Annotated in this window: 11 protein-coding genes; 8 read left to right on the forward strand and 3 right to left on the reverse strand. The window is 68.0% G+C overall.

Annotated features, from left to right (window positions below):
• Positions 1-95 precede the first annotated feature (95 nt).
• Both ACFOSH_RS05445 and ACFOSH_RS05450 read left to right on the forward strand, forming a co-directional pair.
• Positions 96-392, forward strand: a complete 297-nt coding sequence (locus tag ACFOSH_RS05445; protein ID WP_378237560.1) for a hypothetical protein — start codon at positions 96-98, stop codon at positions 390-392.
• Between the two features lie 12 nt (positions 393-404).
• Complete coding sequence (locus ACFOSH_RS05450; protein WP_378237561.1) at positions 405-1,487, forward strand: M20 family metallopeptidase; 1,083 nt, start codon at positions 405-407, stop codon at positions 1,485-1,487.
• Positions 1,488-1,495: 8 nt separating this feature from the next.
• Here the strand turns inward: ACFOSH_RS05450 and ACFOSH_RS05455 are convergent, their stop codons facing one another.
• Positions 1,496-3,448, reverse strand: a complete 1,953-nt coding sequence (locus ACFOSH_RS05455) for an ATP-binding protein (protein ID WP_378237562.1) — start codon at positions 3,446-3,448, stop codon at positions 1,496-1,498.
• 325 nt (positions 3,449-3,773) lie between these two features.
• On the opposite strand from ACFOSH_RS05455, the gene ACFOSH_RS05460 reads away from it, so the two are divergent.
• From ACFOSH_RS05460 to ACFOSH_RS05470, 3 genes are all read left to right on the forward strand, one after another.
• Positions 3,774-4,046 (forward strand): hypothetical protein, encoded by a 273-nt coding sequence (locus ACFOSH_RS05460; RefSeq protein ID WP_378237563.1) that lies wholly within the window; start codon positions 3,774-3,776, stop codon positions 4,044-4,046.
• A gap of 57 nt (positions 4,047-4,103) precedes the next feature.
• On the forward strand, positions 4,104-5,924 hold the full coding sequence (glmS, locus tag ACFOSH_RS05465; protein ID WP_378237564.1) for a glutamine--fructose-6-phosphate transaminase (isomerizing): 1,821 nt from the start codon (positions 4,104-4,106) through the stop codon (positions 5,922-5,924).
• 67 nt (positions 5,925-5,991) lie between these two features.
• The gene (locus ACFOSH_RS05470; protein ID WP_378237566.1) at positions 5,992-7,125 is read left to right on the forward strand and encodes a serine hydrolase domain-containing protein; all 1,134 of its coding nucleotides are present in this window, start codon (positions 5,992-5,994) and stop codon (positions 7,123-7,125) included.
• Positions 7,126-7,164: 39 nt separating this feature from the next.
• Here ACFOSH_RS05470 and ACFOSH_RS05475 read toward each other — a convergent pair whose 3' ends face one another.
• Positions 7,165-9,561 (reverse strand): beta-L-arabinofuranosidase domain-containing protein, encoded by a 2,397-nt coding sequence (locus ACFOSH_RS05475; RefSeq protein WP_378237567.1) that lies wholly within the window; start codon positions 9,559-9,561, stop codon positions 7,165-7,167.
• Positions 9,562-9,834: 273 nt separating this feature from the next.
• Between ACFOSH_RS05475 and ACFOSH_RS05480 the strand changes: the two genes are divergently transcribed.
• From ACFOSH_RS05480 to ACFOSH_RS05490, 3 genes are read left to right on the forward strand one after another with little or no spacing between them, the layout of a single operon-like run.
• Positions 9,835-10,596: a DeoR/GlpR family DNA-binding transcription regulator gene (locus ACFOSH_RS05480; protein WP_378237568.1), complete on the forward strand. Its 762-nt coding sequence runs from the start codon at positions 9,835-9,837 to the stop codon at positions 10,594-10,596.
• The gene (locus tag ACFOSH_RS05485; RefSeq protein WP_378237569.1) at positions 10,593-11,486 is read left to right on the forward strand and encodes a carbohydrate ABC transporter permease; all 894 of its coding nucleotides are present in this window, start codon (positions 10,593-10,595) and stop codon (positions 11,484-11,486) included. Before ACFOSH_RS05480 ends, ACFOSH_RS05485 begins: the two co-directional genes overlap by 4 nt.
• 3 nt (positions 11,487-11,489) lie before the next feature.
• A complete protein-coding gene (locus tag ACFOSH_RS05490; protein ID WP_378237570.1) occupies positions 11,490-12,317 on the forward strand; it encodes a carbohydrate ABC transporter permease in 828 nt (275 codons plus the stop codon).
• Positions 12,318-12,432: 115 nt separating this feature from the next.
• On the opposite strand, the gene ACFOSH_RS05495 is transcribed toward ACFOSH_RS05490, so the two are convergent.
• A complete protein-coding gene (locus tag ACFOSH_RS05495) occupies positions 12,433-13,644 on the reverse strand; it encodes an HNH endonuclease signature motif containing protein (RefSeq protein ID WP_378237571.1) in 1,212 nt (403 codons plus the stop codon).
• Between the last annotated feature and the right edge of the window lie 159 nt (positions 13,645-13,803).

Genomic DNA, 13,803 nt, shown 5'->3' on the forward strand with positions numbered 1-13,803 from the left:
TTCGCTACGACACACCACCGATCGTCACAATCCGTGCCCGAAGCTGCCTGGAACCGCCTCCAGCGCCCCCGCTTACCTGCGAAAATGCTAAGTAAGTGGCATTGGGGGGGGGGGGGCTGATCGCGCCGCCGTCGGCGTTGCCGGGCGCGGCCTTGATCGGCGTGGCCGTGCTGCTGGTGCCCGGTCTGGTGTGGGCCGTCGTGCACCGGCTGCGGCTCGGCGAGGAACCGCTGCATCGATGTCTGCTCGCGGGGCTTCTCTATCCGGGATTCCTGGTGCTCGGCGTGATCGCGACCTGGCGGGCCCTGTTCCGCGTGCTGGCCCGCCGCAACAGTTGGACCAAGACCGAACGCTTGAACGAGGACGAGGCCGTGCCCGTCGGGGCCGCCTGAGAAAGTGTCGGTATGACTGTCGACGCTATGATCGAAGACCTCAGGACGCTCGTCGAGATCGAGTCGCCGTCGGGTGACATCGAAGCCCTGACGACGTCGGCCCGGGCGGTGGCCGCCCTCCTCGAAACCCGCCTCGGCGGAACGGCGACCCTGGTGGAGAGCGCGGCGGGGCCGCACGTCCGGTGGTCCGGCGGTGGTGAGCCGCGCGTGCTGATCCTGGGGCACCACGACACCGTGTTCCCGCTCGGCACGCTGGCCCGCCGCCCGTTCGCGGTGGCCGACGGCAAGGTGACCGGGCCGGGAGTGTTCGACATGCTCGGCGGGTTGGTGCAGGCGATCCACGGCCTGGCGGCGCTCGGCGACCCGACCGGGGTCGAGATCCTGGTGACTGCCGACGAAGAGACGGGCTCGCACGAATCCCGGGCGCTCATCGAGGATCGCGCCCGTGCGTGCGGCACGGTGCTCGTGTTCGAAGGCGCGGCCGACGGCGGCGGGCTCAAGATCGGCCGCAAGGGATGCGGCGCTTTCGAGGTCGTCATCACCGGCCGGGCGTCGCACGCCGGTCTCGAACCGGAGGCCGGCGTGAACGCGCTGATCGAAGCCTCGCATCAGGTGCTGGACATCGTCGCGCTCGGCAGGCCCGAAATCGGGACGACCGTCACCCCGACCGTCGCTTCGGCGGGAACGGCGAGCAACGTCGTGCCCGCCTCCGCGACCGTCGTGGTCGACGTCCGGGTCGAGTCCGCCGAGGAGAAGGAGCGCGTCGAGGCCGGGTTCGCCGCGCTCACCCCGCGTCTCGACGGGGCGGAAATCGAGGTGCGAGGCGGGATCCACCGGCCGCCGATGCCCGAGTCGGCCGCCGCGGACCTCTTCGCCGTCGCGGAACGACTGCTGCCCGGAGTCACCGGTGTGGCCGTCGGCGGCGGGAGCGACGGAAATCTCACGGCCGCGATCGGCGTCCCGACCCTCGACGGGCTGGGCGCTGTCGGGGGAGGCGCGCACGCGGATCACGAGTACCTGCTGGTGGGGTCGATGGTGGAGCGGGCGGAACTGGCCACCGGGCTGGTGACGGCGATCCGGGACTCCCGCGAGTAGTCGACTGATCAGTCTGTGGCGCTGATCTGAGTTCGAGCTTGGTCGGCGCGATGTTTGTTGCCGTAGCTGTCGAAGAGCGTCATTGCTTCCCGCCAGCACGCGATGGCCTCCACGGGTTTACCCATCTCACGAAGAGAGGCGGCCATCGTGTCCAACGGGTTCGCGATGGAGAGGGGAGCGCGAATCGCCCTGGCTTGTGCGATGGCGGCGCGGCAAAGTTCGATGGTCTTGTCGTGGTCACCGAGCCCCTGGTGAAGCTGGGCGATGGCGTTCATCGAACCGACCTCACCGAGGTGGTCGCCGACTTGACGACGCAGGGCGAGTCCGCGTTCGCTGTGCTCGAAGGCCTGTGGAAAGTGTCGCAGGGCACCGTACGCGCACCCGATGTTGCCTTCGATGACGGCTTCCATCCGTTCGCCTTTTCGAACCCAGCGCAACGCTTCGAAAAGGTGATCGAGGGCCTGTTCGTATCGTCCTCGTTCGCTGCAAAGCCAGCCAAGGCCATTGAAGACGACCGACAGCCTGCTCTTGTCTTCCAACATTCGTGTCAGCGGCAAGGCGTTGTCAAGCTCGGCCAAGGCCTCATCCCAGCGTCTCAGCATCGTGAAGGCCTCTGCGCGTCCGACGAGGAAATATGTTTCGGCGAGCTTGTCCTGTGACCTTTGTGCGGCTCGCAGCCCTGTGCCACCGACGTCGAGCCAGTCGCCGAGGTTGCCGAGGAGAATGAGAAAGCGACAGTTGTGCGCCAGGGAGACGCTGTGCGGGTATCTCCCGGAGTTCGCGGCGAACCGCAGAACGGCAAGGCAATTGAAACCCTCAGCCATGAGCCAGGCCATCGCTCCTTGTTGATCGTCGAACGGTGGCGGCGGTGACGGTGCCGTAGCGTGCAGCGGAAGCCTCGTGTGAGCCGGGAAGACCAGTGCGTCGCAGGCATAGGCGGTGCGCACATACCAGTCGAGAAGTGACTCCAGGGCGAGGTCGCATGTTTCGAAGCCGTCGTGGAGATCGGCTTGTTCGGCCGCATAGGCGCGAAGCAGATCATGGAAGCGATAGCGATGGGCGGCCACCTGTTCGATCAAATGTGTCGCCGCGAGAGCTTTGAGGAGTCTGCGAGCGTTCTTCAGGTCGAGGCCACCGAGAGCCGCGGCGGCGTGCTGACTCAGGTCAGGACCCGGATGAAGGCCCAGTCTTCGGAATATCTTCGCCTGTTCCGTGGTGAGTCGCTGATAGGACGAATCGAATACCGCGCGGATGGCGGCGCGCTCGTCCCCTGAGCTGCTCAAGGCGTCGAGTAGCTCGCCGTCTTCGGTCAGTTCACCGATGACGTCTGCGACCTTGATATGTTCGTCGATGGTCAAGCGGCTCGCGGCGATCCGCAGGGCCAAGGGCAGCCGGGCGCAGAGCCTGATCAATTCGGCGACGGCGGCGGGTTCTTCCGCGGCCCGATCCGGGCCGATGATCCCGGTCACCAGTTCCCTCGCTTCGCCTGAGCTGAGGAGATCCAGGGTGATGCGGGTGGCCGACTCGGTGACGACCAAACCGGTGAGGCTGTCCCGGCTGGTCACGATCGCCATGCAGCCGGCCGTGGCCGGCAGGAGGGGGCGTACCTGGTCCGCGCTGTTGGCGTTGTCGAGCAGAATCAAGATTCGGCGGCCCGCCAGTAAGGAACGGTACAAACCCGCCTGCGCCTCGACGCCTTGTGGCATGCGGCTGGGAGGCGTGCCCAAAGCACGGAGAAAGCCGTCCAGGACCTCGCCAGGGGTCGAGGGTTCACCAGGGCCGTAGCCGCGCAGGTTGACATACAGGGTCCCGTCGGGGAAACGGTGCTGGACCCGATGTGCCCAGTGGACCGCCAAGGTGGTCTTGCCGATCCCGGCGGCCCCGTCCAAGGCCGAGATCACTACCGCGTCCAAGCCGCTCGCGGGTCCGTTGCCGGAGAGCAACGCATCGAGGGCGGTCACTTGGTCGGCTCGGCCGGTGAAGTCCCGAACGGCCAGTGGCAGCTGTCGTGGCACTACGGCCCGAGCGGGATCGGAGAGGTCAGAGCCGCTAGGGGCTGCTCTGTGCGAGTGGGGCTGACCTGCCATGCGTCCAGTCTGGTCGCGGGATCGAAGTCGCAATAGCACGAGCCGGTACCGCCACTCCGATGGAGCACCTCGTTTGTTCGCTGCCGCACACCTTCTGCCAGTGGGTTTGGGTTTGCGTGCGGAGCCTGAGGGCGATCGCGAAAGTGCCAGTTCTTGCCCGATTTCGGGCAAGAACTGGCGCTTCAGGGGCTCGATGTGCATGATGGGTCCAGTGGAGGACGCGGACATCGTCGAGCAGGTGGCCTTGTCGACGGGTCTGTCGATGGCCATCGCCGCCCGTGTCGTCGAGGACGTCCTGGCGTTCTACCGGCAGCCGGTCGAGCAGTACGTCCGGTCGCGGCACGCCCAGTTGCAGACCGAAGGCAGGAAGAACCCCGAGATCTTCCCGCTCGTCGCCGAAGAACTGAGCCGTCGCCTTGTCGCGCCTCCCGACCTGTCCGAGCGGCAACTGCGCCGCATCGTCTACGGCTGACGGAACACGCCCGGTCTTCGCGTACCCCGTCCGTTTTCTTTGTGAGGTTGACTCGTCATGTGCGGAATCGTCGGCTACATCGGCGGACAGAACGCCGCCCCCATCCTGATCGAGGGGCTGACGCGGCTGGAATACCGCGGCTACGACTCGGCCGGGATCTCCGTGCTGGGCGGCAAAGGCGCCCAGGTGCACCGGATCGTGGGGCGCGTGCGGAACCTGACGGCGGCCCTGCCCAAGCGGCTCGCGGGCAAGGTCGGCATCGGGCACACGCGGTGGGCGACGCACGGCCCGGCGACCGAGGCGAACGCCCATCCGCACGTCTCCGAGGACGGCCGGATCTCCGTGGTGCACAACGGGATCATCGACAACGCCGACGCCCTGCGCGAGCAGCTCGGCCAGGCCGGGGTGACGCTGACCTCCGAGACCGACACCGAGGTGCTCGCCCACCTCATCGCGAGGTCGGGCGCGAAGACGCTCGAAGACGCTGTCGTCGAGGCTGTTTCCCGCGTCACCGGTACCTACGCGATCGCGGTGACCGACACCGAGCACCCCGACCGCGTCGTGGTCGCGCGGAACGGTTCGCCGCTGATCATCGGCGTCGGCGACCGGGAGATGTTCGTGGCCAGCGACCTGTCGGCGCTGGTCCGGCACACCTCGCAGGTCGTGCACCTCGACGACGGCGAGTTCGCCAGCGTCTCGGCCACGGGCTACCGCACCTTCACCGTCGACGAGAGCGACACCGGCAAGGCCGCGACCGAGATCGACATCCAGGCCGACGACCTCGATCTCGGTGGCCACCGGCATTACATGTACAAGGAGATCCAGGAGCAGCCCGAGTGCCTGGAGCGCATGATCCGGGGCCGTCTCGACGACCGGTTCGGAGTGTCCCGTTTGGACGGTCTGAACCTGACTCCCCGTGACCTGCGCGGTTTCGCGAGGGTGAAGATCCTCGGCTGTGGCTCGGCCTACTACGCGGGTCAGATCGGCGCGACGATGATCGAGGACCTGGCGCGGGTCCCTGCCGACGCGGAGGCCGCGTCCGAGTTCCGCTACCGCAACCCCATCATCGAGGCGGACACGCTCTACATCGCGGTCAGCCAGTCCGGCGAGACCGCGGACACCGCGTTCGCCGTCGAAGAGGTCAAGCGCAAGGGCGGCCGGGTGGTCGGCCTCGTCAACGTCGTCGGCTCGACGATCGCGCGGGCCTGCGACGGCGGCCTGTACCTGCACGCCGGTCCGGAGATCGCCGTCGCCTCGACCAAGGCGCTCACCAACATGGCCGTCGGCTTCGCGATGATCGCGCTGGCGCTGGGCCGCGTCCGCGATCTGTCCAATGCGGACGGACAGCGTATCGTCGCGGCGATCCGGGCCCTGCCCCGGCAGGTCGCCACCATCGTCGAGGCGGAGTCCCAGATCGCCGAGCACGCCAAGATCTGCGCGGACGCGCGAAGCCTGTTCTTCATCGGCAGGGTCCGGGGCTTCCCGGTGGCGCGGGAGGGTGCGCAGAAGTTCAAGGAGATCTCGTACCGGCACGCGGAGGCATACCAGACCTCGGAGCTCAAGCACGGCCCGCTCGCGCTGATCGACGAGGCGCTGCCGACGGTCGCGATCGTGCCGTCCGACAACCTCGCCGACCGCAACCTCGCCGCGATGCAGCAGATCAAGGCGCGCAAGGGACAGGTCCTGGCGATCACCCACGACGACGTGGACTTCGGCGATCTCGACGTGCCGCGGTTCGTGGTCCCGCGTTCGGAACCGGAACTCGACCCGATCCTGCTCACGATCCCGCTGCAGCTGCTGGCCTACCACGCCGCGCTGATCCTCGGCCACGACATCGACAAGCCCCGGAACCTGGCGAAGTCGGTCACCGTGGAGTGACCCTGATCTTCGAAGACCGGGTATTTCCCTGATGTCCCCGCTGCCCGGCGCGGACATCATGTGTGACATGAAACTACCGATTGTCACAGCATTCGTCGCCGCCGCGGCGGTCCTCACTTCGGTGCCGGCCGCCGCGGCGTCCGACCTCGGAAGGCCCGATCCCGCCGCGTTGTCGGCGGCGATCAGGGACCTGCCCGACAAGGACACGACGGGGGCGCTGGTCCGGGTCACCGGCGACTCGGGTTCCTGGTCCGGCACCTCCGGGGAGTCCGACGTCCGCACCCATGCCCCCGTCCGGCCGGACGGGTTCTTCCGGATCGGCAGCACCACCAAGGTCTACACCGCCGTCATGGTGCTGCAGCTGGCGCAGGAACACCGGATCGACCTCGAACAGCCTGTGCAGCGATACCTCCCCGGGGTGCTCCCGGCGGACTATCCGCCGATCCCCGTGCGCACCCTGCTCGACCACACCTCCGGCCTGCCGTCGGTGGACATCCCCGGTCTCTACGAGCCGAAGTGGATCCTCGCGCACCGCTACGAGCACTGGAGCCCGCGCCGGGTGGTGGACACCGCGCTGCGCCACCCGATCGACTTCCAGCCCGGTACGGCGCAGAAGTACACCAACACCGCCTACGTCACGGCGGGGATGCTCGTCGAGAAGGTGACGGGGAAGTCGTACTCGCGCAACCTGCGTGAACGCATCACCGCTCCGCTCGGCCTCGGGCACACCTACTATCCGGAGGACGACCCGCGCCTGCCGAACCCGGCCGCGCGCGGCTACCTGGACGTGGGCGACAAACGGATCGACGTCACCGAGATGAACCAGTCGATCCCCGGCGCCGCCGGCGCGATCATCTCCACGGCTGAGGACCTCGACAAGTTCATCACCGGCCTGTTCCAGGGACGGCTGCTCGGCCCCGCCGTGATGCCGCGCCTGTTCGCCGTGCCGGATGTGCCCATGTTCGACGGCGGCGGCCGGGCGAGCTACAGCCAGGGCCTGATGAAGCTGAGCCTGAACGGGATCACCGTCTGGGGGAAGACCGGCAGCCGCTACGGCTACGCGAGCGGGATCTTCGCCACCTGCGACCTGTCCAGGATCGTGGCGTACTCGGTCAATCCCACGGTGAAGTCGCCGGACGGCCAGCCGCTCATCGTGCAGAAGATCGCGGACGCGGCGAGCCGGAGTCTCCCGAAGGAGTAGCGGGGGATGAGGTGGTGGGGGCACCGACACCTTCACGCCCTAGTCCAGTAGTCGCCACAGGTGGTCGAGGGTCCCGTTGTCGTCGAACTGGACGACGATCGCCGAGTCCGCCGTGGACATCAGGTCCACGCCGAGAACCTTGCCGGAGTTGAGGTTCTGGAGCCGGAACCAGCCGTCCCCGTTGTCCAGGAACCGCCACAGGTGATCCGCGGTGCCGTTATCGTCGAATTGCACGACCCGCGCCGAGTTCGCCGTCGACATCCGGTCGACACCGAGGACCTTGCCGGAGTTGCGGTTCTTGACGCGGAACCAGCCGTCCCCGTTGTCCAGCAGCCGCCACAGGTGGTCCGCGGTGCCGTTGTCGTGGAACTGGACGACCTGTGCGGAGTCCGCCGTGGACATCCGGTCGACGCCGAGGAGTTTGCCGGAGTTGCGGTTCTCGATCCTGGTCCAGCCGGACCGCCAGGGCCGGGAACCGCCGGTCGTCGGGAACGACGTCACCCGCAGCCGCGCGGCGCCCATCGGGATCAGGGTCACGCGCTGGACAGGGGTGGTCACGGCGACCGGGCTGTCGGCCAGTTCGTCGATCACGTCCTGCTCGCTCGCTTGCCATCCGTCGATGCGCTGGGCGTCGGTGGTGAGCCGGACCGGGCTGTTCGCCGGGGTGAACGGGTCGAGCGGATTCCCGCCCGCCGTGACGACCGTGAACGCGGCCCGCGGCACCAGACCGTAGTTCCACGCCGATCCGGGCCGGACCTCGTGGACCGGCCATCGCTCGTCGCCCGCGACCCGGGTCCAGTTCTCCTGGATCTTGAGGGAGTACGTCAGCGGCCCGCGGTCGACCGAGACGGAGTTGTGGTTGCGCGCCCAGGTCCGCGTGCGCGTGGTCATCGGCAGCCGCAGGGTGACGCGGTCGCCGGTACGCCAGACCCGCCGGACGGTTTCGTAGCGAGGGCCGCTGCTCACCGCGACCGAGCCGCCGTTGACCGACAGTGCCGGTGCCGGGCACCAGCCGGGAATCCTGACCTGGAAAGGGAACTCCGTCGGCTTCGGCAGTGAGAAGGTGAACGTGACGGTGTCCGAGAACGGGTAGGCGGTGGCTTGGGTGACTGTCACCGAAGTGCTACCGGCGACCTTCGCGGTCACCGTGGACGCGCCGTACAGCATCGCGCAGAGACCGCCGCCCGCCGTGGCCTGCCACATCTCTTCGACGTAGTAGGGCCAGCCCATCCCGTAGTTGTGCGGGCAGCAGCGGTAGTTGTCGATGCCCGGCTCGTACGCCTGCATGGTGAAGTCGTTGTCGAACTGGCTCAACGTCTTCGGCTGCCTGTCGAGCTGGATCCCGTTCGCCGACGTCACGTAGTGCACGCCGCGTCCGGCCGGGTCCAGCGCGGCCGGAAGCAGGTTGAAGGCGAGTTCCTCGACGCGGTCGGCCCAGACGGGGTCGCCGGTCGTCCTGGCGAGGATCTCGTGGCTCATCATGTACTCGACGATCCCGCAGGTTTCGAAGCCCTGCCTCGGATCGTCGTAACCGGGCCGGACGTTCTCGTCGCCGGCGAAACCGCCGCCCGGGAACTGGCCATACCGCTCTTGGATCCGGTCGTAGTTCGCGTAGGCGCTCGCGCGGTGCGCGGGATCACCGGAGAGGACCCAGAACTGGCCCGGCTCGCGGAACCCCTGGGTGATGTTGACGTTGTGCCCGGTCGGCAGGTTGTCCACCCAGTTCGCCGAGTGCCGGTGGATGGTGCGGACCAGGTCCAGCAGAAACGCCTCGCCGGTGCGGTTGTAGAGCCAGTAGACGACGTCGATCGTGTCGGCCCAGCGGGTGTGGCCCCAGCCGTCGGTGTACACGGACGTCGGTTGTGCCGCCATGAACCGGAAATACCGGCTGAGGAACGTGACGACCCGGGTGTCCTTTGTGTACTCCTCGTGGGAGCGCAGCGCGTGCAGCATCGGCATGTGCGGCCACAGATCCGCGTGGCCCGATTGCCGGGTGCGCAGTTCGGCCGGTCCGAAGAAACCGTCCGTGGCCTGGGTGGCGAGCACGGCGTCGATCCAGCGGCGCGTGTCGGCGAGGACGCGGGCGTCGCCGGTGACGTAGCCGAGGTCGCCGTACCCGCGCAGCCAGTACGGCACCTCCTCCCAGCCCTTCAGCGCGGGACGCGTCCAGCCGGTGTTGTCGAACGCGAGGTAGTGCGACACCTCCTGGTAGCGGCCGTTGAGCCCGTCGAGCTGCTTGCGGAGCTGGGTGGCCAGCCAGCCGCCGGCCCTCGCCGAGCCGGGCGGGAGCCGCAGCAGGGGAGCGGGCAACAGCGGTGCGCGGTTGGCGACGTACGGCGCGGCGGCGGTGGTCGCGGCTTCGGCTGGGGTGCCGATCCCGACGGCCAGCCCGGTCGCGACGGTGGCCTTGAGGAAGTTGCGGCGGGGGACTGACATGGGGTTTCCCCTTTCCTGACCCGGTCCGCTCAGATTTACATCGTTGATACAACGTTGTAAATCCGCCGTTCGCCGGACTTTCCCGGAGTGCTCGAAGGGGCAGCGCCGGCGGCGGTTCGGGCAATGCCGGGCGAAAGTCCACCCGGCACTGTGTCCTCAATGGACAGAGCCCCGGAGAAGGGGCCCGGTTTCGGGGTGGTTCCGTTGTCGGACCGGCGAGAAACCAACTATTGTCGCCATGACCGCTCAACCGCCAGGGCAGGAGGTGAGGCGTTGTACGCCGAAGAGCGGCAGCGTGCCATTCTCAAGCAGGCCCGGCAGAACGGCCGTGTCGACGTGGCGACGCTCGCGGCCGCTTTCGAGATCACCAGCGAGACCGTCCGCCGTGACCTGACAGCGCTGGAACGCAGCGGTGTGGTGCGGCGGGTGCACGGCGGCGCGATCCCGGTCGAACGGCTGGGCGTCGAGCCGGGCCTCGACGCCCGTGACGCGGTGATGACCGCGGAAAAGGACCGCATCGCCCTCGCCGCGCTGGAGCAGGTCCCCGCCGAGGGGGCGATCCTGCTGGACGGGGGCACCACCGTGGGACGGCTGGCGAACCTCATCCCCGCCGACCGTGAACTGACCGTGGTCACCCCTTCGCTGCCCAACGCGTTCGCTCTCGCCAACCGGCCGGGCATCACGCTGATGCTGGTCGGCGGGCGGCTTCGCGGGCACACTATGGCCTCGGTCGACAGCTGGGCGCTCAACGCCCTCAAGGACACCTACGTCGACATCGCCTTCATCGGCGCCAACGGACTTTCCGTCGAGCGCGGGCTCACCACGCCGGACACCGCCGAGGCGATGGTGAAGCGCGCGGCCATCGCGTCCGCGCGGCGGACGGTGCTGCTGGCCGATCACACCAAGGTCGGCAACGACCACTTCGCCCGCTTCGGCGACCTCGATGACGTCGACACCCTGATCACCGACATCGGCATCGATCCGCGGACGGCCGACGAGATCACCCGGACCGGCGTCAAGGTGATCGCCGTTTGAGGCGAACGGGCGAGCGGCTCGCCGGATACCTGATGACAGCGCCGTTCTACGTCCTGTTCGGCGTTTTCGGTCTCTTCCCGCTGCTCTACACCGCCTGGGTGGCGCTGCACCATTGGCATCTGGTCAACGGCGACGCCGGGTTCGCCGGGCTCGGCAACTTCGCCGTCCTGCTCCAGGACCCGCACTTCTACAACGCGCTCTTCAACACCGTCAGCATTTTCGTGCTGTCGACCGTCCCGCAGCTGCTGGGCGCGCTCGGGCTCGCCGCGCTGCTCGACCGCCCGTTGCGCGCGCGGACCCTGTGGCGGGCCGGCGTGCTGTTGCCCAACGTCGTCTCGGTGGTCGCGGTGGCGCTGGTGTTCAGCCAGCTCTTCGCCGAGGACTACGGCCTCGTCAACTGGGTGCTGGGCCTGGTGGGCCTCGACCCGGTGGACTGGCGGTCGGACCGGTTCGCCTCCCACGTCGCGGTGAGCGTGATGGTGATGTGGCGCTGGACCGGCTACAACGCGCTGCTCTACCTCGCGGCCATGCAGTCCGTGCCGCAGGAACGCTACGACGCCGCCATGCTCGACGGCGCCTCGCGCTGGCGGACCTTCTGGTCGATCACCGTGCCCGCTATCCGGCCGACCATCGCCTTCACCGTCGTCGTCTCGACCATCGGCGGGCTGCAGCTGTTCGCCGAGCCGCAGTTGTTCGACGATTCCGGCACCGCCGGGACAGGTGGTGCGGACAGGCAGTTCCAGACGCTGGCCATGTACTTGTACGAGAAGGGGTTCGGCGAGTTCGACGCCGGCTACGCGGCGGCCATCGCGTGGCTGCTCTTCCTGATCTCGGCAGGGTTCGCGCTGGTCAACTTCTCGCTCGTGCGCCGGATCCGGGGCGGTGAGTGAGGCGTGGCGGCCAGGCAAAGGACCGGATTCGTCGTGTACGGGCTGCTGCTCGCTGTCGGTATCGCTTCGATCTTCCCGCTGTACTGGTCGTTCGTGGTTTCCTCCAAGGACAATTCCGCCCTCGGCGAGACCACCCCGCCGCTGCTGCCCGGCGGCAACCTGGTCGAGAACGTGGGCCGGGTCTTCGACACCGTCGACTTCTGGCTGGCGATGCAGAACTCGCTGATCGTCGCGGGCACGGTGACGGTGTCGAACGTCCTGCTCTCCAGCATGGCCGGATTCGCCTTCGCGCGACTGCGGTTCCCCGGCCGCGACTCGCTCTTCCTGGTCGTGATCGGCACCGCCATGGTGCCCGCCCAGCTCGGGGTCATCCCGCTCTACCTGGTGGTCGGGGAACTCGGCTGGTACGGGCGGCTGGAGGCGGTGATCGTGCCGGGGCTGGTCGGCGCCTTCAGCGTGTTCTGGATGCGACAGGCCTGCGAGGAAGCGATCCCGAGCGAACTGCTCGACGCCGGCCGTGTCGACGGCTGTTCGACGGCGCGGCTGTTCTGGAGCGTCGCGCTGCCCGCCATCCGCCCCCAGGCCGCGGTGCTCGCGATGCTGACGTTCATGACGGCGTGGAACGACTTCTTCTGGCCGTTGGTCGTGCTCGACCCCAACGCGCACCCGACCGTCCAGGTGGCGTTGTCGAGGCTGGCCAGCGGCTACTTCACCGACTACTCGCTGATGCTCACCGCGGCCACGATCGGTGTACTGCCGGTCATCGTGCTGTTCATCCTGCTGGCCAGGAAGGTGGTCGACGGCGTCATGCGCGGCGCGCTGAGGGGCTGACGACCGCGGTCACATCGACCTCTCGGGTTTCGGTCGCGCGGCCCATGGCCGCGTTTCGGCAATCGTGCCGGCGCCGATCACGGATACGGCGCTGTTGCCGTTTTTCGGCGACGGCTCAGAATGGTGATTCGGTCCGGGGTTCGTGCAGTGGAGGTGGCGTGCTGTCGTAACTGCGCCCGGTGGGCGTGGTGATGGTGAGAGTCCCGTCAGAAGTCAGCCGGTAGTTCCAGCCGGGTTCGTCTTTCAACCGGTGGTCGCGGCGGCACAGGTCGACCAGTTCGGTATCGGCGGTACGGCCTCCGTGCTGCCACGGCAGCGCATGGTCGAGGTCGCACGCTTGGGCGACACGGTGACAGCCGGGTCTTCGGCATTCTCGGTCCCGCACCCGCACGAACTCGTCCAGGCCTGCGGTCGGCCGGTAGCGATGGCGGCCCAGGTCGAGGACCTGCCCGGACAACGGATCGGTGATGATCCGCCGCAACACGGTGTTCGGGCCGCTCGCGATGTGCCGGGCCAGCGACGCCGGAATGTGCCCGTGCCCGGCCATCTCCGCGGGATGATCGTTCAACCCGAGGTAGGTGTCGAGGTCCATGTAGAGGAACACCTCCGACCGTTCACTCTTCCCACCCTGGCCACCGAGCAGGAGATCCAACGCGACATCCGCGCGCAACTGATCCAGAGTGCGGGTCTCCCCGCCGGCCTTGAGTGTGCGTGCTTCGCGGTCGATGCGGGTGTAGGCGGCGGCGACTTTCTCGACCGGGCCGTCTTCGACCTCGATCGAGGCCACCCCGGTCTCGCCCTGCCGCACCGTCAACCGACGCCCGGCACGGTGTCGTTCCACGCGCCGGGCGGCGCCATCACGGTCGGCCATCATCGCCGCGTGATTCGCCGCCTTCCGGATCTGCTCGGAGTTGCGTCCCGGCAGCCGATCCTCCAGCACCTCATCCACCGCCCGAGCGTCCTCATCCGACAACCACGCCGTGGCGGTGGCGACCTTCATCGCCCCGTAACCGCCCACCTGCCCCTGGTCGAGCAATCCCAGCGTCCGCGGCAACCGAGTCGCCAATGCTTGAGCCGTCGACACCAGCCCGGCAGCGTGACCGTCTACAATAGACAACTCGAACGCCACCTCCTGCGCCACGCTGGCAGCACCGTCGCGATGACTGCTCAGCTGCGCCAGCGCACGGAACCGGACCGCCTCCAACCGCGCGATCCCCTCCGACGCCGCCACCGCGGCAGCCAGGGAATCCTTGGCCCCCAACGTATCCAGCGAGGAATTGACCTCCTTCAAAACATCCGACTCGGTGATTTCCTTCAAGAGCGCCACAGTGGCGTTGAGAGTGTCCACGCCCAGAACGTACAACCGGCCACCGACAGTTTCCGGCGCCAAGGCCGTCGTCGTTTTTCGGCGACGTGGGACGGCTTGGTCGGAACCGCTAAGGCCTGTTGTGTGCCACTATGTCCGGGGCGTGCAACCGGCCGCCGA

This window comes from Amycolatopsis speibonae (assembly GCF_042647925.1).
GTDB lineage: Bacteria > Actinomycetota > Actinomycetes > Mycobacteriales > Pseudonocardiaceae > Amycolatopsis > Amycolatopsis speibonae.